The organism is Pseudomonas sp. 22490, assembly GCF_052044465.1.
Classification (GTDB): Bacteria; Pseudomonadota; Gammaproteobacteria; order Pseudomonadales; family Pseudomonadaceae; genus Pseudomonas; species Pseudomonas aeruginosa.
The window spans coordinates 31608-52513 of record NZ_JBQENS010000034.1; the positions used below are offsets into that span (position 1 = coordinate 31608).

Genomic DNA, 20906 nt, shown 5'->3' on the forward strand with positions numbered 1-20906 from the left:
CGCCACAATGGTGTCCCCTCTTCGCACGTCCGGCGCGAAAAGGCCCGACACAAGGATTACGGATGCTCCCAGTCAAGAACCTCTTCGTGCTCTACACCGGCGGCACCATCGGCATGCTGCAGACCCCTCAGGGACTGGCTCCGGCCGGTGGCTTCGAAGCGCGCATGCGCGACCACCTGCAAAGCCTCGGCGACGCCCCGGACCTGCGCTGGCGCTTCGCCGAACTGCAACCGCCGCTGGACAGCGCCAACATGACCCAGGGCAACTGGCTGGCGATGCGCGACGCCATCGTCGCCGCGCTCGACGCCGGCCACGACGGCGTGCTGCTCCTGCACGGCACCGACACCCTGGCCTACAGCGCCGCGGCGCTGTCCTTCCTGCTCCTCGACCTGCCGATCCCGGTGCTGCTGACCGGCTCCATGCTGCCGGCCGGCGCGCCGGGCAGCGATGCCTGGGACAACCTGGTCGGCGCCCTGCGCGTCCTCCAGGAGGGCCACGCGCGCGGCGTACAGGTCTATTTCAACGATGCCCTGCTGCACGGCGCGCGAGTCAGCAAGCTGCGCAGCGACGCGTTCGACGCCTTCGCCGAACTGCCGCGACCGCGCCACGCCGAGCATGCGCCGGTGCCTGCGGCGCTCGGCTACCGCCAGCCGCGCCGGGAAGTGAACCTCGCCGTGCTGCCGCTCTATCCAGGGCTGCGCGCCGCGCACCTGCGCGGGCTGCTCGACAGCGGCGTGGAAGCGCTGCTGCTGGAATGCTATGGCAGCGGCACCGGCCCGTCCGACGACGAGGAGCTGCTGGCGCTGCTGCGCGAAGCCCACGCCCGCGGCGTGCTGCTCGCCGCGGTCAGCCAGTGCGCCTACGGCCAGGTCGAGTTCGGCGTCTACGCCGCCGGCAGCCGCCTGCGCGACGCCGGCCTGCTCTCGGCTGGCGGAATGACCCGCGAGGCGGCCCTGGGCAAGCTCTTCGGCCTGCTCGGCGCCGGCCTCGGACGCGACGAAGCGCAACGCTGGTTCGCCCTCGACCTGTGCGGCGAGAACGCCGACTGACCGCCCTGCGGCCGCCCGCCGGCGGCCGCTTCCTTCAGCCCTCCCCGCGATACGCGACAACGCCGGCGGCCCGCCCGTGCCCGGCGCCCATCGTCAAGCTTCAGCGAACAGTGTTTCCGGCCTTCCCCGGTTTATCCCCCGGCGGCGAGTCCACAGGATGTCGCCTTCCGCTGCCGGCCCCGCCGGCATCCGCCCACAAGGAGGAAACACCTGCATGTACGCCATCGCCGAAGACACCCTTCCCGCACGCGTATTGAAAGAACTGTTGCTCTATCGCCGCCGTTACCCCGAGCATCGCCAGAGCGCCAGCGAAGCGGACGAGATCCGCCGCATCGAACAGGTCCAGTTGCCGCGCATCGCCGCCTTCATCGAAGCCGGCGAGCCCATCGAATTCGTCCTGCCGGCGTTTCCGGCCAAGTCGCCGAACCCCGGCAAGGTCCTCGACAGCCGTCCGGACATGGCCGAGCGCCTGTCGCTGTCGTTCCTCAACCACCTGTGCCAGCGCATCCAGCTGTTCTATGCACCGGGCGCGAAGATCACCGTCTGCTCCGACGGCCGGGTGTTCGGCGACCTGGTGAGGATCGGCGATGCGCACATCAGCGCCTACCAGGATGCCTTGCGCCTGATGATCGAGGAGATCGGCGCCACCCATATCGGCGTGTTCAACCTGGAGGACGTACGCGCCTTCGAGGCCCAGCGTGACAACCACGAGCAGCTCCGCCAGTTGCTGATCGACGGCTACGCCGAGCCGCTGGAAAGCATCCGCGAGACCCTGCTGGCCAGCGAAGAAGGCCTGCTGCTGTACCGCGCCATCACCCGTTTCCTCTACGAGGACGGCCTGACCCCCGACTACCAGGGTTCGAAGACTGCCCTGCAACGCGACGCCAAGGAGCGCGCCTACGGGGTGATCCAGCGCAGCTGGGCCTGGGGCGCGCTGCTGGCCGACCAGTTCCCCCGCGCGATCCGCCTGTCCATCCATCCGCAGCCGGCGGACAGTCTGAAGTTCGGCATCCACATGATGCCGACCCGCGACGACTGGCTGACGCCCTGGCACGGCGTGGCGGTGAACACCGAGGACCGCTTCGTGCTGATGAAGCGCAGCGAGGTGCTGGAACTCGGCGGCGAGCTGGTGCAGATCAACGGCCAGCCCAGTCACTACCGCCTGCCGGCCAGGGCCGCCCGGCGCGCCGCCGTGGCCTGAGCCCGAGGAGCCAGACGATGAACGCCTATCTCAGCGATCAACCGGTACGTCTCTCGCCGCTGCGCGACGAACAGGGCAACCAGCCGCGCTTCGGCCTGCTGCTGGAGCCCGGCCGCCCCGGCATGCACGTCGGCGAGCTGCCGGCGCAGTGGCTCAAGGGCCTGGCTCGCAGCCACCACCTGCTGCTCCTGCGCGGCTTCGCCGCCTTCGCCGACGCCGAGAGCCTGACCCGCTACTGCCACGACTTCGGCGAAGTCATGCTGTGGCCGTTCGGCGCGGTGCTCGAGCTGGTGGAACAGGAAGGCGCCGAGGACCACATCTTCGCCAACAACTACGTGCCGCTGCACTGGGACGGCATGTACCTGGAGACGGTCCCGGAATTCCAGGTGTTCCACTGTGTCGACGCGCCCGGCGACAGCGACGGCGGCCGCACCACCTTCAGCTCGACCCCGGCGGCGCTGCAACTGGCCGACAGTAGCGAGCTGGAACTCTGGCGCCGCGCCAGCGGCCGGTACCAGCGCAGCGCGGCGCACTACAGCAGCCGCTCGGCGGCGCCGATAGTCGAGCGCCACCCGCGCCGCGAATTCCCCATCCTGCGTTTCTGCGAACCGCCGGTCGAGGGCGACGCCAGCTTCATCAACCCCTCCGAGTTCCACTACGACGGCATCGCCCCGGAACAGCGCGGCGAACTGCTCGACAGCCTGCGCCGCTGCCTGTACCACCCACAGGCGCACTACGCCCACCGCTGGCGCAGCGACGACCTGGTGATCGCCGACAACCTGACCCTGTTGCACGGTCGCGAGGCCTTCGCCCACCGCGCGCCGCGCCACCTGCGGCGGGTGCATATCCACGCCGAGCCGGCGCTGCGCAACCCGCACCTGCAGCGCGACTGACCGCCCCGCCGGCCGTGCGCGCCACGGCCGGCGTCCCGACAAGGAACCAGCATGAGCCATTCCGTCCCCAACGCGCTGATGACCGGCGCCGACTATCTCGACAGCCTGCGCGACGGTCGCCAGGTCTACCTCAACGGCGAACGGGTCGCCGACGTCACCCGGCACAGGGCGTTCCGCAACGCCTGCCGCAGCATCGCCGGGCTCTACGACGGCCTCCACGGCGAGCAGCGCGACGTCCTCACCCGGGTCGATGCCCAGGGCCGCCGCAGCCACCGCTTCTTCACCCCCGCGCAGAACGCCGAGGACCTGCTCGGCGCGCGCGAGGCGATCGGCTGCTGGTCGCGCATGACCTACGGCTTCATGGGGCGTACCCCGGACTACAAGGCGGCGTTCATGTCCGGGCTGGAGGCCGGCGCCGGCTTCTACGGCGACTACCGGCAGAACGCCTGCGCCTGGCACCGCGCCTTCGCCGACCGCGGGCTGTTCCTCAACCACGCGATCATCAATCCGCCGCTGGACCGCAGCAAGGCGATCCACGAGATGCGCGACGTGTTCGTCCACGTCGAACGCGAGACCGACCAGGGTATCGTCGTCAGCGGGGCGAAGATGCTCGCCACCGGCAGCGCCATCACCAACGCCACCTTCGTCGCCCCGGTCGCCTCGGCGCAGATGGAAGCCGGCAAGGCCGAGGACTTCGCCCTGGTGTTCTTCGCCCGCATGGACAACCCCGGCCTGCGCCTGATGTGCCGGCCATCCTACGAGGAGCGCGCGAGCAGTCCCTTCGACTATCCGCTGTCCAGCCGCTTCGACGAGAACGACAGCGTGCTGCTGTTCGACAAGGCGCTGATTCCCTGGGAGGACGTCCTGGTCTACCGCGACCTGCGCCGCGCCACCGGCTTCTATGCCGAGTCGGGCTTCGCCAACCTGTACAACTTCCAGTCCGGCATCCGCCTCGGGGTGAAGCTGGAGCTGATGATCGGCCTGCTTTCCCTCGGCGTGCGCGCCAATGGCACCCAGGGCTTCCGCGGGATACAGGCTGCCCTCGGCGAGCTGATCGCCCTGCAGCACCTGCTGCAGGCGCTGACCACCGCCATGGCCCGCGACCCGGAGCGCAACGCCGCCGGGTCGGCGGTGCCGCGCCTGGAGTACGCCAATGCCCTGCGCATCCAGGTGCCGCAGATCTGGAAGCGGGTCCGCGAGCTGCTGGAAAGCGCCCTCGGCGGCGCCCCGCTGGTCACCGTCTCGGGCGCCGCCGACCTGCGCGACGGCGAGGCGCGGCGGCTGGTGGACAGCTACTACCGCGGTGCCGAGCTGGAGCCGGAGCAGCGCCTGAAGCTGTTCAAGCTGATCTGGGACGCCACCGGCAGCGAGTTCGGCGCGCGCCACGCGGTCTATGAGAGCCATTATTCCGGCAATGCCGAGCAGATCCGCCTCGACTCGCTGGCCTGGGCCAGCCGTCGCGGGCACCTGGCCTACTGCGAGGCGATGGTCCAGCGCTGCATGGCCGACTACGACATCCACGGCTGGCTGCGGGGGCCCTGGCGGCATGACTGAGCGCAAACGCTGGCTGGCCGGCTGCCTCTCGGCCCTGCTTTCCCTGCCGCTGGCCGCCGCCGTGCCGGGCCCGGACGCGCCCGCCGACCTGGCGCGCGGCAAGGCGATGGCGCAGAAAATGTGCTCGCGCTGCCACGACGACGACGGCAACGGCGGGCCGCGGCCGAACCGCAGCTACCCGAAGCTCGCCGGGCTCGACCGGGAATACCTGTACAAGCAGATCTACGACCTCAAGACCCAGCGCCGGCGCAACCCGGCCACCAACGGCCGCGGCGAGGAGCTGAGCGCGGCGGACGTGGTCAACGTCTCCGCCTGGTTCGCCGCCCAGCGCATGAGTGCCGGCGAGCAGACCCTGGCCGACCCGAGGCAACGCGAACGCGGCCGCCAGCTCTTCGAGAACGGCCTGGCGCAGCGCGGCGTACCGCCCTGCGTCACCTGCCACGGGCCCGCCGCCCAGGGCCTGGCGGCGCTGAAGGCGCCGCGCCTGGCCGGGCAATGGGCGGAATACCTGGCAACCCAGTTGCACGGCTTCCGCGACGGCAAGCGCGGCAACAGCGCGACCATGCGCGCGGTCGCCGGCGGCCTGGAGGATAGCGACATCCAGGCGCTCGCCGGCTACCTGGGCAGCCTGGGGCCGTAGGGCGAATAACCGCTCGCGGTTATCCGCCGCCTATCCATGACGTCGGCGGCGGATAACGCCTGTGGCGTTATTCGCCCTACGCCAGTTGAAATGGCTTGCGACCGAGATGCTGCCGAAGCCCGATCCGTAGGGCGAATAACCGCTCGCGGTTATCCGCCGCCTATCCGTGACGTCGGCGGCGGATAACGCCTGTGGCGTTATTCGCCCTACAGCCCCCCCAGCACGGATGCCCGGCCTCATTCGCCCTGCGCCAGGCGGAACGGCTCGCGACCGAGATGCTCGCGCAGCGACTCGATGAACGCCCTGACCCGCACCGGCATGTAGCGCGCCGAGGGGTACAGGGCATAGATGCCGCCCTGCGGCAGGCGCCAACCGGGCAGCAGCCGGACCAGCCGTCCGCGGGCGATCTCGCGGGCTACCAGGAAGCTTGGCAGCACGCTGACGCCGGCACCGTCGAGCACCAGGCGGTACACCGCCAGGGTGTTGTTCGCCAGCAGGCGCCCTCGGGTCTGTACCGTGGCACGCTCGCGCTGGCGTTCGAAGGTCCAGGTCCAGGGCGTGCTCAGGCGGGTATGGCCGATCCATTCGCAACGCGCCAGGTCGTGCGGCTGGAGCACCGGCGGCAGGCCGGCGAGGTATCCCGGCGTCGCCACGGCAACCTGCTGGAAGTCGCACAGCTTGCTGGCATGCAGGCCGGAGTCGCGCGGCCAGCCGATACGTACCGCGAGATCGATGCGCTGGCCGACCAGATCGCTGAACTGGTCATCGGCCAGCATTTCCACCTGGACCTTGGGAAACTGCCGGATGAACGCCGCGGAAACGCTGCTGATGTGCCATTTGACGAAGTCCTGCGGCGCGGTGATGCGCAACCGGCCACTGGGCTCGCCCTGCAGGTCGCGCACATCGGAGAGCGCGCCGTCCAGCTCGCCGAGCATGCGCTGGGCCACGCCGAACAGCAGTTCGCCGCGATCGGTAAGGGTCATGCGACGGGTGGTACGGGTCAGCAACTGGATCCCGAGGTCGGCCTCCAGGCGTCGCAACTGCTCGCTGAGTAGCGATTTCGACAAGCCCAGGGCCTCCGCCGCGGCGGTGAAGCTGTTGTGTTCGGCGACGGCGACGAAGGCATACAAGTGATTCAGGTTCAGATGATTCAATCGCTCCAGGGCGGCGCTCATCCTGTCATTCCTTAGCCGGGAAGTGGGTCCGGACGGGTCTTGTCGAAAAATCCTGCTGCGACGGAACGGCGGCATTCGACAGGACCCGCAACGATCGGTGAGCGTGATGACGCGACCGGGCGGTCAGGTCGTCGATAAAGACCGCCAGGCGCGCATAAGTTTCAGCGCGCCACCTTCGTTTTCCGATAAATGAGAACTGCTTCAGACGGTCGGCCGGGTGCTTTTCATGTCAGCGAAGCTCGCCTGATTGATCGCTTTCTACCGACAAAACCTTCTTAAAGTAGTTTCTCAAGTATTGGACAAACTTCCTTTTTATTTATGGAGATATGGCACATTCATTCCATTCGACATTAATAATTGCAAACCATCATTCGAAACGATTATTCGGTTTTCATGAACAACGTCCTGGCCTCATGCCTGGCTCGGCCCCGGTAGGCGTTTTTTTCCCGTTGACGGGCATCGGCCTTCTGGTATTTTCTGAAACCGGTTTCAACTCCTGGCATCCGCTGGCGAAGACCAGCCGGACACACCAATAAGAACAGCACCAAGAGGTACCAGGTCCGTGAATGGTTCAGTACTGCCCAGCCGTGGCCGCGTCACCATCAACCAGGTGGCCGAGGCCGCCGGCGTCTCCAAGGCCAGCGTGTCGCGCTATATCGGCGGCGACCGCCAGTTGCTCGCCGATGCCACCGCCCGGCGCATCGAGCGCGCCATCGACCAGCTCGACTACCGCCCCAACCAGATGGCCCGAGGCCTCAAGCGCGGGCGCACACGGCTGATCGGAATGCTGGTGGCGGACATCCTCAACCCCTACTCCGTGGCCGTCATGCATGGCGTGGAAACCGCCTGCCGCGAACACGGCTACAGCCTGGTGGTGTGCAATACCGACCGCGACGACGAGCAGGAGCGTCATCACCTGGCCGCCCTGCAGTCCTACAACGTCGAAGGACTGATCGTGAACACCCTCGGCCACCATCCCGGCGAATTGCGCGCCCTGCACCGCGAACTGCCGATGGTGCTGGTGGACCGCCAGTTGGCCGAGCTGGATACCGACCTGGTCGGCCTGGACAACGCCGACGCCGTCGAACAGGCCCTCGACCACCTGCAGCACCGCGGCTTCCGCGACATCCTGCTGGTCACCGAACCGCTCGACGGCACCAGCTCGCGGATCGAGCGGGTCCAGGCCTTCAATGCCTCCATCGGCCGGCGACCGGCGCTCAAGGGCCAGGTCCTGCAAACCGACGACTTCTTCCGCGACGGCCTGCGCGCCTTCCTTTCGGCCAGCGGCCCCGGGCCGAAGGCGCTGTTCACCTGCAACGGCGTCGCCACCCTCTGCGCCACCCGCCAACTGCGCGACCTCGGCTGCCGGCTGTTCGATGAGGTCGGCCTGCTGGCCCTGGACGAACTCGACTGGTACCCACTGGTGGGCAGCGGCATCACCGCCCTCGCCCAACCCACCGACGAAATCGGCCGCACCGCCTTCGAGCGCCTCCTGGCGCGACTCGAAGGCGACCGCGAGCCGGCGCGCCGGGTGACCTTCCCGGCGCAACTGATCGTTCGCGGCTCGACCCATCCACGCGGCTAGCGGCCCGCCGCCGGCGCGTTGCCGGCGGCTTTCGCACGGCTTGAAATGAAACCGGTTTCAGAGGATCGCCAATGTCCCTTCACCCCGTCTCCATCAGTCTTTCCAGCTATGGCGCGGACCTCGTTCGCAGTCGCGGCCAGGCCAGCTTCCTGCCCTTGCTGGCGATGGCCGGCGCGCAGCGCGTGGAACTGCGCGAGGAACTCTTCGCCGGCCCGCCGGATACCGAGGCGCTGACCGCCGCCATCCAGTTGCAGGGGCTGGAGTGCGTATTCTCCTCACCCCTCGAGCTGTGGCGCGAAGACGGCCAGTTGAACCCCGAGCTGGAGCCGACCCTGCGCCGCGCCGAAGCTTGCGGAGCCGGATGGCTCAAGGTCTCGCTCGGCCTTCTGCCGGAACAGCCCGATCTCGCCGCCCTCGGCCGGCGCCTGGCGCGCCACGGCTTGCAACTGCTGGTGGAGAACGACCAGACGCCCCAGGGCGGCCGGATCGAGGTGCTGGAACGCTTCTTCCGCCTCGCCGAACGCCAGCAGCTGGACCTGGCGATGACCTTCGACATCGGCAACTGGCGCTGGCAGGAGCAGGCGGCCGACGAAGCCGCCCTGCGCCTTGGCCGCTATGTCGGCTACGTGCACTGCAAGGCGGTGATCCGCAACCGCGACGGCAAGCTGGTCGCGGTGCCGCCGTCGGCCGCCGACCTGCAGTACTGGCAGCGCCTGCTGCAGCATTTCCCGGAAGGCGTGGCGCGGGCCATCGAATACCCGCTGCAGGGCGACGACCTGCTCAGTCTCAGCCGCCGGCACATCGCCGCCCTCGCCCGCCTCGGCCAGCCCCAGGAGGAACGCCAGCATGGCTGACTTCGAGATCCTCTGCTTCGGCGAGACCATGGCCATGTTCGTCGCCGAACAGCCCGGCGAACTGGACCGGGTCGAGCAGTTCGGCAAGCGCATCGCCGGCGCCGACAGCAACGTCGCCATCGGCCTCGCCCGCCTCGGCTTCACGGTGGCCTGGCTGAGCCGGGTCGGCGACGACTCGCTCGGCCGCTTCGTACTCGACAGCCTGACCCGCGAGGGCCTCGACTGCCGCTTCGTCGAGGTCGACGCGCAAGCGCCCACCGGGTTCCAGATGAAGTCCCGCGAGGTCGATGGTGCCGACCCGCGGGTCGAGTACTTCCGCCGCGGCTCGGCGGCCAGCCGGCTGGGCCTCGCCCATATCCGCGAAGAAATGCTCGGCGCCCGCCACCTGCACGCCACCGGCATTCCGCCGGCACTCTCGGCGAGTGCCTGCGAACTGTCCCACGAACTGATGCGGCGCATGCGCGGCAAGGGCGCCAGCCTGTCCTTCGACCCCAACCTGCGGCCCTCGCTGTGGCCCAGCGAGCGCCGCATGATCGCCGAGATCAACGCCCTCGCCGCGCATGCCCACTGGGTCCTGCCGGGCCTGGAGGAAGGCCGCCTGCTCAGCGGCTGGCAGGAACCCGCGGATATCGCCGCGTTCTACCTGAACATGGGCGTCGACGCGGTGGCGATCAAGCTCGGCCCGAGCGGCGCCTACTATCGCGATGCCCACGGCGAAGGGCTGGTCCCCGGCGTGCCGGTGGCGACCGTGGTGGACACCGTGGGCGCCGGCGACGGCTTCGCGGTCGGGGTGGTCAGCGCGCTGCTGGAAGGCCTGCCGCTGCCCGACGCGGTGGCGCGCGGCAACTGGATCGGCAGCCGCGCGGTACAGGTCCGCGGCGACATGGAGGGGCTGCCGAAACGCAGCCAACTGCTCGACCGCGAGCGCCGCAGGAGCGCCTGAACCCGCCGCCCACGCGGCACCTGTTGCGACAAGAACAAGACAAGCTCAGGAGATACCCGACCATGACCATGCCTCGCCTCGCCAGCAGCCGCTGGTGGTACATCATGCCGATCGTTTTCGTCACCTACAGCCTGGCCTACCTGGACCGCGCCAACTACGGCTTCGCCGCCGCCTCCGGGATGGCCGACGACCTGCGGATCACTCCCGGGCTGTCCTCGCTGCTGGGCGCGCTGTTCTTCCTCGGTTACTTCTTCTTCCAGGTGCCGGGAGCGATCTACGCGGAAAAGCGCAGCGTCAAGAAGCTGATCTTCGTCAGCCTGATCCTCTGGGGCGGACTGGCCACCCTGACCGGGATGGTCGCCAACGTCTATCTGCTGATCGGCATCCGCTTCCTCCTCGGCGTGGTCGAGGCGGCGGTGATGCCAGCGATGCTGGTCTACCTCTGCCACTGGTTCACCCGCGCCGAGCGCTCGCGGGCGAACACCTTCCTGATCCTCGGCAACCCGGTGACCATCCTCTGGATGTCGGTGGTCTCCGGCTACCTGGTGGAGCATTTCAGCTGGCGCTGGATGTTCATCATCGAAGGCCTGCCGGCGGTGATCTGGGCCTTCATCTGGTGGCGCCTGGTGGATGACCGCCCGCGCCAGGCCGCCTGGCTGAGCGGCTCGGAAAAACGCGACCTGGAAGACGCCCTGGCCGCCGAGCAGCAGGGCATCAAGCCAGTGAAGAACTACCGCGAGGCGTTCCGTTCGCCAAAGGTCATCGTCCTCTCGCTGCAGTATTTCTGCTGGAGCATCGGTGTCTATGGCTTCGTCCTCTGGCTGCCGTCGATCCTCAAGCACGGCGCCAACATCGACATCATAGAAGCCGGCTGGCTGTCGGCGCTGCCCTACCTGGCGGCGGTGATCGCCATGCTCGGGGTGTCCTGGGCCTCGGACCGGTTGCAGAAACGCAAGCGTTTCGTCTGGCCGCCGCTGCTCATCGCGTCCATCGCCTTCTACGGTTCCTACGCCCTCGGCAGCGAGCACTTCTGGCTGTCCTACGCCCTGCTGGTGCTGGCCGGGGCCTGCATGTACGCGCCCTACGGACCGTTCTTCGCCATCGTCCCGGAAGTCCTCCCGGCCAACGTCGCCGGCGGCGCCATGGCGCTGATCAACAGCATGGGCGCGCTGGGCTCGTTCTCCGGCTCCTGGCTGGTCGGCTACCTGAACGGCATCACCGGCGGGCCCGGGGCTTCCTATCTGTTCATGAGCGGAGCGCTGCTGCTGTCGGTGCTGCTCACCGTGTTCCTCAACCCGCACGCCGACAAGCGCGAGCCCGATGCCGCTCGCGCGCACGCCTCGCGGCGGGCGGCGCCGGCCCACCCCTGACCGACTCCGGAGCATCCGATGAAGAAAGTGGTTCTCTACAAACGTCTCTCCGCGCCCCTGATGGAACGCCTGCGCGAACGGGTCGAGGTGCTCCTGGTCGAGGAGCCCGGCCGCGACGGCCTGGCCCGCCTGCGCGACGCCCTGCCCGAGGCCCACGGCCTGCTCGGCGCCAGCCTGCGCCTGGACGCCGGACTGCTCGACCTGGCACCGCGACTGGAAGCCATCGCCAGCGTCTCGGTGGGCGTCGACAACTATGACATCGACTACCTCGACCGCCGCGGCATCCTCCTCAGCAATACCCCCGACGTGCTCACCGAGACCACCGCCGACACCGGCTTCGCGCTGATCCTGGCGACAGCCCGGCGGGTAGTGGAACTGGCCGGCTGGGTGCGCGCCGGGGAATGGAAGAAGAGCGTCGGCGCCGCCCAGTTCGGTACCGACGTGCATGGCAAGACCCTCGGTATCGTCGGCATGGGCCGCATCGGCGAGGCCCTGGCCCGGCGCGGGCACCACGGCTTCGGCATGCGCGTGCTGTACCACAGCCATAGCCCGAAGCCCCACGTCGAAGAACGCTACGCAGCGAGCTACCGCCCCCTCGACGCGCTGCTCGAGGAATCCGACTTCGTCTGCCTGACCCTGCCGCTGACCGCCGCCACCGAAGGCCTGATCGGTGCCGAGCAGTTCGCCCGGATGCGCCCGCAGGCGATCTTCATCAACATCTCCCGTGGCCGGGTGGTCGACGAGGCGGCCCTGATCGAGGCCCTGGCCCAGCGGCGGATCCGCGCCGCCGGCCTCGACGTGTTCGAGCGCGAGCCGCTGTCTCCCGACTCGCCGCTGCTGCGCCTGCCGAACGTGGTGGCCACTCCGCACATCGGCTCGGCCACCGAGGAAACCCGCGAAGCCATGGCCCGCTGCGCGGTAGACAACCTGCTGGCCGCCCTCGCCGGCGAGCGGCCGCTGAACCTGGTCAATCCTTCGGCCTGGGCGCGACGGCGAGGCGCCTGAAGGCCGCGCCGGGCCGACGCCCGGCGCGCCGTTCTGCTTCACTTGCCGGTATTGGCCTGCCTGAATCCTTGCTGAAACGTTTTTTCAACGTGACACATGAACTTATAATTAGCCTGCTAATCATTATCAGAAAGACGAAACCGTGATGATCCAGAGAGGACCCCACCATGCCCGATGACAAGGCCGTCAACGGCCGCCGCGACTTCCTGCGCAAGACCCTGACCGTGATCCCGGCGGTGACCCTGGCCGGCTATGGCGTCGGCCATGCCATGCAGACGCCCGCCGCCGAGCAGGACAAACCCCGCGAACGCTACCAGCCTCGCTTCTTCACCAACACCGAATGGGCTTTCGTCAACACCGCGGTGGCGCGACTGATCCCCAGCGACGACAACGGCCCCGGCGCCATCGAGGCCGGGGTGCCGGAGTTCATCGACCGACAGATGGAAACCCCCTACGGGCACGGCGCACTCTGGTACATGCAGGGGCCGTTCGTCACCGACGCCGCGCCGGAGTTCGGCCATCAGTTGAAGCTGGTGCCACGCGACATCTACCGGGTCGGCATCGCCGCCCTGGAACGCTGGAGCAAGGCCAACCAGGGCAAGCCGTTCGCCGAGCTGGAGCCGTCGGCGCAGGACGACATCCTGCAACGCCTGGAAGCCGGCCAGATCGACCTGCAGGACCTGCCGGCCAAGCTGCTCTTCGGCCAGTTGCTGCAAAACACCCACGAAGGCTTCTTCTCCGATCCGCAGCACGGCGGCAATCGCGGCCTGGTGGGCTGGAAGCTGGTCGGTTTCCCCGGCGCCCGCGCCGACTTCATGGACTGGGCCGACCGCGGCGAGAAGTATCCCTTCCCGCCGGTGGCGATTTCCGGCGAGAGGGGTTGAACATGGCGACGACACTCAAACCGGTGGACGCGGTGGTGGTCGGCTTCGGCTGGACCGGAGCGATCCTGGCCAAGGAGCTGACCGAGGCCGGGCTCAACGTGGTGGCGCTGGAGCGCGGCGAGAACCGCGATACCTATCCCGACGGCGCCTACCCGAACACCCTCGACGAGCTGACCTACAACACACGCGGCAAGCTGTTCCAGAATCTCTCCAAGAGCACCGTGAGCATCCGCCACGGGATCAACGACACCGCGCTGCCCTACCGTCAGCTCTCCGCCTTCCTTCCCGGCGACGGCGTCGGTGGCGCCGGCCTGCACTGGTCCGGCGTGCATTTCCGGATCATGCCCGAGGAACTGCGCCTGCGCAGCCATTACGAGGAACGCTACGGCAAGAAATTCATCCCCGAAGGCATGACCATCCAGGACTACGGGGTCAGCTACGAAGAGCTGGAGCCGCACTTCGATTTCGCCGAGAAGGTCTTCGGCACCTCCGGCACCGCGCATACGGTCAAGGGCCAGGTGGTCGGCAAGGGCAATCCGTTCGCCGCCGACCGCTCGGACGACTTCCCGCTGCCGGCGCTGCGCCAGGTGTACTCCGCGCAACTGTTCCGCAAGGCCGCCGAGGAACTCGGCCTGCACCCCTACGACCTGCCGGCGGCCAACGCTTCGGGGCCCTGGACCAACCCCTACGGGGTGCAGATGGGGCCGTGCAACTTCTGCGGCTTCTGCAGCGGCTACGCCTGCTACATGTATTCCAAGGCCTCGCCGAACCTGAACATCCTGCCGGCGCTGCGCCAGACCCCGCTGTTCGAACTGCGCGCCAACTGCAACGTGCTCAAGGTCAACCTCGACAGCGACGGCAGGCAGGCCACCGGCGTGACCTACGTCGACGCCCAGGGGCGCGAGATCGTGCAGCCGGCGAAGCTGGTGATCATCAGCGCCTTCCAGTTCCACAACGTGCGCCTGCTGCTGCTCTCCGGCATCGGCAAGCCCTACGACCCGCGCACCGGCGAGGGCGTGGTGGGAAAGAACTTCGCCTACCAGAACATGGCCACCATCAAGGCGTTCTTCGACAAGGACGTGCATACCAACCCCTTCGTCGGCACCGGCGGTGGCGGCGTGGCGGTGGACGACTTCAACGCCGACAACTTCGACCACGGACCGCTGGGCTTCGTCGGCGGCTCGCCGATGTGGGTCAACCAGGCCGGCTCCAAGCCGATCGGCGGCCTCGCCGTGCCGCCCGGCACGCCGAGCTGGGGCAGCGGCTGGAAACAGGCGGTCAAGGACGCCTACACGCACACCGTGTCGATGGACGCCCACGGCAGCAACATGACCTACCGCGACAACTACCTCGACCTCGACCCGACCTACAAGGACGCCTACGGCCAGCCACTGCTGCGCATGACCTTCGACTGGAAGGACAACGAGATCCGCATGAGCCGCTACGTCACCGAGCACATGCGCAAGATCGCCGAAGCGATGAACCCGAAGGCCATCTCGGTGAGCGTCAAGAACTTCGGCGACCACTTCAATACACGGGTCTACCAGACCACCCACCTGCTCGGCGGGGCGATCATGGGCAGCGATCCGAAGACCAGCGTGCTCAACCGCTACCTGCAGAGCTGGGACGTGCACAACGTCTTCGTCATGGGCGCCTCGGCCTTCCCCCAGGGCACCGGCTACAACCCCACTGGGCTGGTGGCGGCGCTGGCCTACTGGTCGGCCAAGGCGATCCGCGAGCAATACCTGAAGAACCCCGGTCCGCTGGTGCAGGCATGAGGAGCGCAACGATGAAACCGACAGCCTTCCTCGCCCTCTCCGCCCTCGCCTGCGGCATCGCCCAGGCCGCCGCAGCGCCGGACCCGGCCCTGGTCAGGCAGGGTGAATACCTGGCCCGCGCCGGCGATTGCGTGGCCTGCCACACCGCCAGGGACGGCAAGCCGTTCGCCGGGGGCCTGCCGATGGAAACGCCGATCGGCGCGGTGTACTCGACCAACATCACCCCGGACCGCAAGACCGGCATCGGCGACTACAGCTTCGAGGACTTCGACCGTGCCGTGCGCCACGGCGTGGCCAGGTCCGGCGACACGCTCTACCCGGCGATGCCCTACCCGTCCTACGCGCGAGTCAGCGAAGCGGACATGCGCGCCCTCTACGCCTACTTCATGCATGGCGTGGAGCCGGTGGAGCAGCCCAACAAGGCCAGCGACATCCCTTGGCCGCTGTCGATGCGCTGGCCGCTGGCATTCTGGCGCTGGACCTTCGCTCCCGAGGTGAAGGACTTCCAGGCCGCCGCCGGGCAGGACCCGGTGCTGGCGCGCGGCGCCTACCTGGTCGAAGGCCTTGGCCACTGTGGCGCCTGCCATACCCCGCGTGGGCTGGGCATGCAGGAGAAGGCCCTGGCGGCGAGCGATGGCGCGGCCTACCTGTCCGGCAGCGCGCCGCTGGAGAACTGGATCGCCAAGAGCCTGCGCGGCGACCACCGGACCGGACTGGGCAGCTGGAGCGAAGCCGACCTGGTCAGCTTCCTGCGTACCGGCCGCAGCGAGCGCAGCGCGGTGTTCGGCGGCATGTCCGACGTGGTGGTGCACAGCATGCAGTACATGACCGACGCCGACCTCACCGCCATCGCCCGCTACCTCAAGTCGCTGCCGCCGGCGGACCCCGCCGACCAGCCGCACGTCTACGACGAGAGCGTAGCCCAGGCACTGTTCCACGGCGACGACAGCAAGACCGGCGCGGCGCTCTACGTCGACAACTGCGGGGCCTGCCACCGCACCGACGGCAAGGGCTATGCGCGGGTCTTCCCGGCCCTGGCCGGCAACCCGGTAGTGACCGGCAGCGACCCGACCTCCCTGGTGCACATCGTGCTCAAGGGCGGCACCCTGCCGGCCACCCACCAGGCACCGTCGAGCTTCACCATGCCGCCGTTCGGCTGGCGGATGAACGACCAGGAGATCGCCGACGTGGTCAACTTCATCCGCACCAGCTGGGGCAACCAGGCGCCAAGCGTCAGCGTCGACGAGGTCAGGCGCCTGCGCAAGGACACCGGCGCGGCGGCGGTGGGCGACATTCCGCCGCCGGGATCGGCCGCGGCGGATCGCGGCTGAGCGCCAGGCCTGCCATTCCAGCCCCTCTCCCGCTCGCGGGAGAGGGTTGCCATACCAGGCACGGCCACCCCTTCACTCATCTCCCAATCGCACATGCCGCCCCAGCTCGTCGAACAACGCGACCACCGAGCGCAACGCCCGGCAGTCCGGACGGGTCAGCAGCCACAGGGCGCTGGCGCAGCCCTCGAGGTCGGCGTCCAGTACCCGCAGACCGTCGCCGTCGCGTAGCAGGTAGGCAGGGATCGCCGCCAGGCCGAGGCCGGCGCGGGCCATCTCGGCGACCGCCAGCACGCCGTTGCAGCGGTAGGCCGGCAGCACCCCGGGATAGTGTCGACGACGCCAGACCACGCTCGGGTGGTCGGGAAGAAAATCGTCCGGGGCGATCCAGTGCAGCATGGCGGGCTCCGTCGCGTCGCGGCCCTCCAGGTAGCGTTCGCTGGCGCAGAGCACGTAGCGCACCTCGCCGAGGTTGCGCCCGACCAGGTGTTCCGGCGGCGTGCGGGTCATGCGCAGGGCGATGTCGGCGTCGCGCCGGCTGAGGTTGGCAAAGTCGTTGGAGGTCGCCAGCTCCAGTTGCAGGGCCGGATAGCCAGGCATGAAGCGCGCCAGCGCCGGCAGCAGCAGGCCATGCAGGACGGCGTCGGAGCAGGTCAGGCGCACGGTACCGCTGAGCACCTCGCGCTCCAGTTCGAGGCCGATGCGCGCCGCCTCCAGCGCCTGCTCCGCCAGTTCCGCCTGCTGCGCCAGACGGCGGGCGGTCTGGTTCGCCAGGTAGCCGCTGCGGCTCTTGTCGAACAATGCCTTGCCGAGGTTCTTCTCCAGCCGGCGGATGGCCCGGAAGACCGTCGACACATCGACCCTGAGCAACTCTGCGGCCCGCGCCAGGCTGCCGCCGCGAACCAGGGCGAGGACCAGGGCAAGATCGGCATGGTCCAGGCGATATTGCAGCGGTGCATTCATCTTTTGCATTGGCGCCGATATCGAGTGCGGAAACGCAACTATAGAGTGAGCGCCAGGGCCCGCCAACCGGCGTGGCGAAACTGGAGCGAAAACGGATGTCCACCCCTCCCGCGGCGCCGCTGCGCATTGCCCTGGTCGGCGACCACGACCCGCACATCACCGCCCACCGGGCGATTCCCCTGGCCCTGCGCCTGGCCGGCGAGGCACTCGGCCTGGAGATCGCATTCGACTGGCTGGCCAGCGACCGCCTGCCCGCCGAGCCGGCGCTGGAGCGCTATGACGGGTTCTGGTGCGTGCCGGGCAGCCCCTATCGCGACGCCGACGCGGTGCTGCGCCTGATCGCCCATGCCCGGGGCCGGCGCCGGCCGTTCCTCGGTACCTGCGCCGGCTTCCAGCACACGATCCTCGAGTTCGCCCGCAACGCCCTCGGCTGGCAGGCGGCGACCCATGGTGAGGAGCATCCGCACAGCGACCAGGCGGTGATCGCCGCCCTGCCCTGCGCTCTGCTCGAAGCCCGCGAGGAAGTCCGCCTGCTGCGCGGCTCGCGCCTGGCCCTGGCGTATGCCGCCGACTGGATCGAGGCGGACTACCATTGCCGCTACGCAATCGCCCCGCGCTTCGCCGCGGAACTTACCGGCGGCGCACTGCGGGCCAGCGCCTGGAGCGCCGACGGAGCGATCCGCGCGGTGGAGCTGGAACAGCATCCGTTCTTCGTCGCCACCCTGTTCCAACCCGAGCGGGCAGCCCTGGCCGGCGTCCTGCCGCCACTGCCGAAGGCATTCGTCGAGGCGTGCCGGACGCAGCGCCGCGACCGCCCCCGGCGCGGCCCGACACCTTATTACGCAGTGATCTTCAGCTCCCATCGCAGCGCCGTCGACGACGGCTACGCCGAAGCGGCCGAGCGCATGCTGGAACTGGCCAGCCGCCAGCCGGGCTATCTCGGCGTGGAGTCGGTCCGCGGCGCCGACGGTTTCGGCATCACCGTCTCCTACTGGGACAGCGAGGCGGCGATCCGTGCCTGGAGCCGCCACGCGGAGCACCGCGACGCCCAGGCGCGCGGCCGGCGCGACTGGTACGCCGGTTTCAGCGCGCGGATCGCCCGGGTCGAACGCGAATACGCCTTCCCGGCTCAGCCGGACACCGCGCAGTCTCCGGCCTCGTCCTGAGCCAGCACCCGGAAGCAGGCCAGGGCCAGCAGCCAGGCCAGCCAGCCGGCGCCGACCGCGACGAGGAAACCGCTGGCGGCGCCGTAGCCCTCCACCACCCAACCGGCCAGCGCCGAGCCCAAGGCCATGCCGATGCCCAGCCCGGTGATGGCCCAGGTCAGGCCTTCGGTGAGGCGCGCCGGGTCCACCGCGCGCTCGACCAGGCCCATGGCCAGGATCATCGTCGGCGCCACGCTGAAGCCGGCCACCAGCACGGTCAGGGCAAGCGCAAGGATGCTCTCCACCCCTAGCAGCGGCATCAGGCTCAGGGCCATCAGCGTAACCATGCAGAGCAGTTGCCGGGAAAGCGCCAGACGCCAGCGCAGCAGCCCGAACAGCAATCCCGCGAGACATGAGCCGACGGCATAGACCGACAACACCAGGCTTGCCGCAGCCTTGTTGCCGTGCGCCTCGGCGAAGGCCACGCTGACCACTTCCACCGCGCCGAAGATCACCCCGATGGCGGCCAGCACCAGCGCCAGCACGCGTACCGCCGGATAGGCCAGCGCGCTACCGGCGCGGCGCCGCGGATGGGCATGCAGCGGCGGTTCGGTGCCGCGTTGCAGGCTGAACAGGCTCACCCCGGCGACCAGGAACAGCGTCGCCAGCAGCGGCCCCGCCTCGGCGAACCAGCCGACGCTGAGGCTCACCGCCAGCACCGGCCCGATGATGTAGCACACCTCGTCCATCACCGATTCGAAGGAAAACGCCGTGTGCAGCTTCGGCGAGCCCCGGTACAGCTCGGTCCAGCGCGCCCGTACCATGGCCGGCATGCTCGGCATCGCCCCGGCGAGCAAGGCGAACAGGTAGAGCCAGGCATTCGGCGCTCGATAGTGCGTACACAGCAACAGCGCGCTCATCGCCAGGGCGCTGGCCAGCGCGGCCGGGAGCAGCACCCGGCCCTGGCCGAAGCGGTCCACCAGGCGCGATACCTGCGGCGCGAGCAAGGCATTGCAGAACACGAAGGTGGCCGCCACGGTACCGGCCAGCCAGTAGTCGGCATGCACCTGGGAAAGCATGGTGACGATGCCCAGGCCGGTCATCGACAGGGGCATCCGCGCCAGCAGGCCGGCGGCTGAAAAGCCCTTGGCGCCGGGCGCGGCGAACAGTTCGAGATAGGGGTTGCTCATGGAAAGCCTCGGCTGGCCGGCTCCAGCGGAACCGGCGACGACGGGAGAAGACGAAATTCACATACGCTGCGTATGTCAAAAATCATGGAGACATACGCAGCGTATGTCAATTATCCTGAAGCCCCTTCGCCACCCGGAGACCTCGCATGGCCCGCAAGCCTCGCGCCGAGATGATCGAGGAAACCCGCGCCAAGCTGATCGACGCCGCGCGCCGAGCGTTCGCCGACAACGGCTACGCCGGCGCCTCGATGGACGAACTGACCGCCAGCGCCGGCCTCACCCGCGGCGCGCTGTATCACCACTTCGGCGACAAGAAAGGCCTGCTGGCCGCGGTGGTGCAGCAGATCGACGACGAGATGAATCTTCGCCTCGGCGCCATCCTGGCTGCCGGCGAGGACCTCTGGAGCGGCTTCCGTGCCTACAACCGGGCCTACCTGGAAATGGCCCTGGAAGCGGAAATCCAGCGCATCGTCCTGCGCGATGCCCCGGCCATCCTCGGCAGCCCCAGCAGCGAGGCCAGCCAACTGCGCTGCCTAAGCTCGATGACCGGGCAACTGCGCGAACTGATGGACAGCGGGCGCGTCCGCCGCACCGACGCCGAGGCCCTGGCCTGGCTGCTCAACGGCGCGCTGGTGGACGCCGCCCTGCGTATCGCCAACGCCGAACACCCGCCGGAGAGCCTGGCCAGGGCCTGCCAGGCCCTGGACGTGCTGCTCGACGGCCTGCTCATGGAGTGAAAAGCCAATGGACTACCGCATCAGAACCAGCCGCGACGAGGACGCCGCGCTGCTCCCGGCCATCGAGCGCTCAGCCGGGGAAAGCTTCCGCCTGCTGCCCGAGCTGGCCTGGATCGCCGACGCCGGGGTCGCCGGGGTGGACTTCCATCGCCGCCTGATCGAGCGCGGCAGCCACTGGCTGGCGGAAGACGCCGATGGCCAGCCGGTCGGTTTCCTCGCCGCCGAACGCTGCGCCGACGAGTTGCACATCGCCGAGTTGTCCATCGCCCAGGCCCACCAGCAACAGGGCCTGGGCCGCCGCCTGCTGGAGCGCGCGGTGACCTACGCCCACGCCAGCCACTGCCGGGCGCTGACCCTGACGACCTTCTGCGACGTGCCCTGGAACGCGCCGTTCTACGCACGCCTGGGCTTCCAGCGGCTGACCTGGCAGGAAGCCGGCGAGCGCTTGCGCGCGATCCTCGGCCACGAGCAGGAGATCGGCTTCGCCGCCGACAGCCGCTGCGCGATGCGCCTGGTGCTCTAGACGGCGGCAAAGGGCTTGACCGGCGGGTGGCGGGTGACGGTACAGTTGCCAACTGCAACAGGATGTTTCAGCACTGCCCCGGACGGGCT

At 68.8% G+C, this 20906-nt stretch carries 19 protein-coding genes; 16 read left to right on the top strand and 3 right to left on the bottom strand.

From position 1 onward, the window contains the following. Window positions 1-62 precede the first annotated feature (62 nt). The 5 genes from ACTJJX_RS28475 (at window position 63) to pvcD (ending at window position 5337) form a co-directional block, all read left to right on the top strand. Window positions 63-1049: an asparaginase gene (locus tag ACTJJX_RS28475; protein WP_003113732.1), complete on the top strand. Its 987-nt coding sequence runs from the start codon at window positions 63-65 to the stop codon at window positions 1047-1049. Window positions 1050-1263: 214 nt separating this feature from the next. Next, window positions 1264-2250: a paerucumarin biosynthesis protein PvcA gene (gene pvcA, locus ACTJJX_RS28480; RefSeq protein WP_003089256.1), complete on the top strand. Its 987-nt coding sequence runs from the start codon at window positions 1264-1266 to the stop codon at window positions 2248-2250. Between the two features lie 17 nt (window positions 2251-2267). Beyond that, window positions 2268-3143, top strand: coding sequence for a paerucumarin biosynthesis oxygenase PvcB (gene pvcB / locus ACTJJX_RS28485; protein ID WP_003122753.1), 876 nt, complete (start codon window positions 2268-2270; stop codon window positions 3141-3143). 51 nt (window positions 3144-3194) lie between these two features. Beyond that, window positions 3195-4697 carry a paerucumarin biosynthesis protein PvcC gene (gene pvcC, locus ACTJJX_RS28490; protein ID WP_016852903.1) on the top strand — a complete coding sequence of 501 codons (1503 nt, stop codon included), beginning with the start codon at window positions 3195-3197 and terminating at the stop codon, window positions 4695-4697. Further along, window positions 4690-5337, top strand: a complete 648-nt coding sequence (gene pvcD / locus ACTJJX_RS28495) for a paerucumarin biosynthesis heme-binding protein PvcD (protein WP_003122751.1) — start codon at window positions 4690-4692, stop codon at window positions 5335-5337. Before pvcC ends, pvcD begins: the two co-directional genes overlap by 8 nt. A 236-nt stretch (window positions 5338-5573) precedes the next feature. On the opposite strand, the gene ptxR is transcribed toward pvcD, so the two are convergent. Continuing rightward, entirely contained in the window at window positions 5574-6512 is a 939-nt protein-coding gene (ptxR, locus tag ACTJJX_RS28500; protein ID WP_003139449.1) for an HTH-type transcriptional regulator PtxR, read from the bottom strand. Between the two features lie 562 nt (window positions 6513-7074). Here ptxR and ptxS point away from each other — a divergent pair. The 8 genes from ptxS (at window position 7075) to ACTJJX_RS28540 (ending at window position 16262) form a co-directional block, all read left to right on the top strand. Beyond that, window positions 7075-8097, top strand: coding sequence for a transcriptional regulator PtxS (gene ptxS / locus ACTJJX_RS28505; protein WP_003113738.1), 1023 nt, complete (start codon window positions 7075-7077; stop codon window positions 8095-8097). 71 nt (window positions 8098-8168) lie between these two features. After that, window positions 8169-8951: a sugar phosphate isomerase/epimerase family protein gene (locus tag ACTJJX_RS28510; protein ID WP_003113739.1), complete on the top strand. Its 783-nt coding sequence runs from the start codon at window positions 8169-8171 to the stop codon at window positions 8949-8951. After that, window positions 8944-9894, top strand: a complete 951-nt coding sequence (locus ACTJJX_RS28515) for a sugar kinase (protein WP_016852902.1) — start codon at window positions 8944-8946, stop codon at window positions 9892-9894. The genes ACTJJX_RS28510 and ACTJJX_RS28515 overlap by 8 nt, the downstream gene beginning before the upstream one ends. A gap of 62 nt (window positions 9895-9956) precedes the next feature. After that, a complete protein-coding gene (locus ACTJJX_RS28520) occupies window positions 9957-11264 on the top strand; it encodes an MFS transporter (protein ID WP_003113740.1) in 1308 nt (435 codons plus the stop codon). 18 nt (window positions 11265-11282) lie between these two features. Next, window positions 11283-12269: a 2-hydroxyacid dehydrogenase gene (locus tag ACTJJX_RS28525; protein WP_003122747.1), complete on the top strand. Its 987-nt coding sequence runs from the start codon at window positions 11283-11285 to the stop codon at window positions 12267-12269. Between the two features lie 167 nt (window positions 12270-12436). Further along, entirely contained in the window at window positions 12437-13153 is a 717-nt protein-coding gene (locus ACTJJX_RS28530; RefSeq protein ID WP_003122746.1) for a gluconate 2-dehydrogenase subunit 3 family protein, read from the top strand. A 2-nt stretch (window positions 13154-13155) separates the two neighbouring features. Next, on the top strand, window positions 13156-14931 hold the full coding sequence (locus tag ACTJJX_RS28535; protein WP_003110747.1) for a GMC family oxidoreductase: 1776 nt from the start codon (window positions 13156-13158) through the stop codon (window positions 14929-14931). An 11-nt stretch (window positions 14932-14942) separates the two neighbouring features. Continuing rightward, window positions 14943-16262 (top strand): cytochrome c, encoded by a 1320-nt coding sequence (locus ACTJJX_RS28540; RefSeq protein ID WP_003113742.1) that lies wholly within the window; start codon window positions 14943-14945, stop codon window positions 16260-16262. A 72-nt stretch (window positions 16263-16334) separates the two neighbouring features. On the opposite strand, the gene ACTJJX_RS28545 is transcribed toward ACTJJX_RS28540, so the two are convergent. Continuing rightward, window positions 16335-17231: a LysR family transcriptional regulator gene (locus ACTJJX_RS28545; RefSeq protein ID WP_003089284.1), complete on the bottom strand. Its 897-nt coding sequence runs from the start codon at window positions 17229-17231 to the stop codon at window positions 16335-16337. An 86-nt stretch (window positions 17232-17317) separates the two neighbouring features. On the opposite strand from ACTJJX_RS28545, the gene ACTJJX_RS28550 reads away from it, so the two are divergent. Continuing rightward, the gene (locus tag ACTJJX_RS28550) at window positions 17318-18388 is read left to right on the top strand and encodes a CTP synthase C-terminal region-related (seleno)protein (protein WP_003089287.1); all 1071 of its coding nucleotides are present in this window, start codon (window positions 17318-17320) and stop codon (window positions 18386-18388) included. Here the strand turns inward: ACTJJX_RS28550 and ACTJJX_RS28555 are convergent. Beyond that, a complete protein-coding gene (locus ACTJJX_RS28555) occupies window positions 18352-19557 on the bottom strand; it encodes an MFS transporter (protein WP_003117816.1) in 1206 nt (401 codons plus the stop codon). The genes ACTJJX_RS28550 and ACTJJX_RS28555 overlap by 37 nt on opposite strands. Before the next feature lie 146 nt (window positions 19558-19703). Between ACTJJX_RS28555 and ACTJJX_RS28560 the strand changes: the two genes are divergently transcribed. Further along, on the top strand, window positions 19704-20294 hold the full coding sequence (locus tag ACTJJX_RS28560) for a TetR/AcrR family transcriptional regulator (protein WP_003113746.1): 591 nt from the start codon (window positions 19704-19706) through the stop codon (window positions 20292-20294). A gap of 7 nt (window positions 20295-20301) precedes the next feature. Beyond that, window positions 20302-20817, top strand: a complete 516-nt coding sequence (locus ACTJJX_RS28565; protein WP_003089295.1) for a GNAT family N-acetyltransferase — start codon at window positions 20302-20304, stop codon at window positions 20815-20817. The last annotated feature ends 89 nt before the right edge of the window (window positions 20818-20906 follow it).

What these genes read in the sequence shown, in the direction of transcription:
- ACTJJX_RS28525 (WP_003122747.1), top strand. Translation starts at nt 11,283, where the DNA reads ATGAAGAAAGTGGTTCTCTACAAACGTCTCTCCGCGCCCCTGATGGAA.
- pvcD (WP_003122751.1), top strand. Translation starts at nt 4,690, where the DNA reads ATGACTGAGCGCAAACGCTGGCTGGCCGGCTGCCTCTCGGCCCTGCTT.
- ACTJJX_RS28535 (WP_003110747.1), top strand. Translation starts at nt 13,156, where the DNA reads ATGGCGACGACACTCAAACCGGTGGACGCGGTGGTGGTCGGCTTCGGC.
- ACTJJX_RS28555 (WP_003117816.1), bottom strand. Translation starts at nt 19,557, where the DNA reads ATGAGCAACCCCTATCTCGAACTGTTCGCCGCGCCCGGCGCCAAGGGC.
- ACTJJX_RS28560 (WP_003113746.1), top strand. Translation starts at nt 19,704, where the DNA reads ATGGCCCGCAAGCCTCGCGCCGAGATGATCGAGGAAACCCGCGCCAAG.
- ptxR (WP_003139449.1), bottom strand. Translation starts at nt 6,512, where the DNA reads ATGAGCGCCGCCCTGGAGCGATTGAATCATCTGAACCTGAATCACTTG.
- pvcC (WP_016852903.1), top strand. Translation starts at nt 3,195, where the DNA reads ATGAGCCATTCCGTCCCCAACGCGCTGATGACCGGCGCCGACTATCTC.
- ACTJJX_RS28545 (WP_003089284.1), bottom strand. Translation starts at nt 17,231, where the DNA reads ATGCAAAAGATGAATGCACCGCTGCAATATCGCCTGGACCATGCCGAT.
- ACTJJX_RS28540 (WP_003113742.1), top strand. Translation starts at nt 14,943, where the DNA reads ATGAAACCGACAGCCTTCCTCGCCCTCTCCGCCCTCGCCTGCGGCATC.
- ACTJJX_RS28475 (WP_003113732.1), top strand. Translation starts at nt 63, where the DNA reads ATGCTCCCAGTCAAGAACCTCTTCGTGCTCTACACCGGCGGCACCATC.
- ACTJJX_RS28515 (WP_016852902.1), top strand. Translation starts at nt 8,944, where the DNA reads ATGGCTGACTTCGAGATCCTCTGCTTCGGCGAGACCATGGCCATGTTC.
- ACTJJX_RS28520 (WP_003113740.1), top strand. Translation starts at nt 9,957, where the DNA reads ATGACCATGCCTCGCCTCGCCAGCAGCCGCTGGTGGTACATCATGCCG.
- ACTJJX_RS28510 (WP_003113739.1), top strand. Translation starts at nt 8,169, where the DNA reads ATGTCCCTTCACCCCGTCTCCATCAGTCTTTCCAGCTATGGCGCGGAC.
- pvcB (WP_003122753.1), top strand. Translation starts at nt 2,268, where the DNA reads ATGAACGCCTATCTCAGCGATCAACCGGTACGTCTCTCGCCGCTGCGC.
- ACTJJX_RS28530 (WP_003122746.1), top strand. Translation starts at nt 12,437, where the DNA reads ATGCCCGATGACAAGGCCGTCAACGGCCGCCGCGACTTCCTGCGCAAG.
- ACTJJX_RS28565 (WP_003089295.1), top strand. Translation starts at nt 20,302, where the DNA reads ATGGACTACCGCATCAGAACCAGCCGCGACGAGGACGCCGCGCTGCTC.
- ACTJJX_RS28550 (WP_003089287.1), top strand. Translation starts at nt 17,318, where the DNA reads ATGTCCACCCCTCCCGCGGCGCCGCTGCGCATTGCCCTGGTCGGCGAC.
- pvcA (WP_003089256.1), top strand. Translation starts at nt 1,264, where the DNA reads ATGTACGCCATCGCCGAAGACACCCTTCCCGCACGCGTATTGAAAGAA.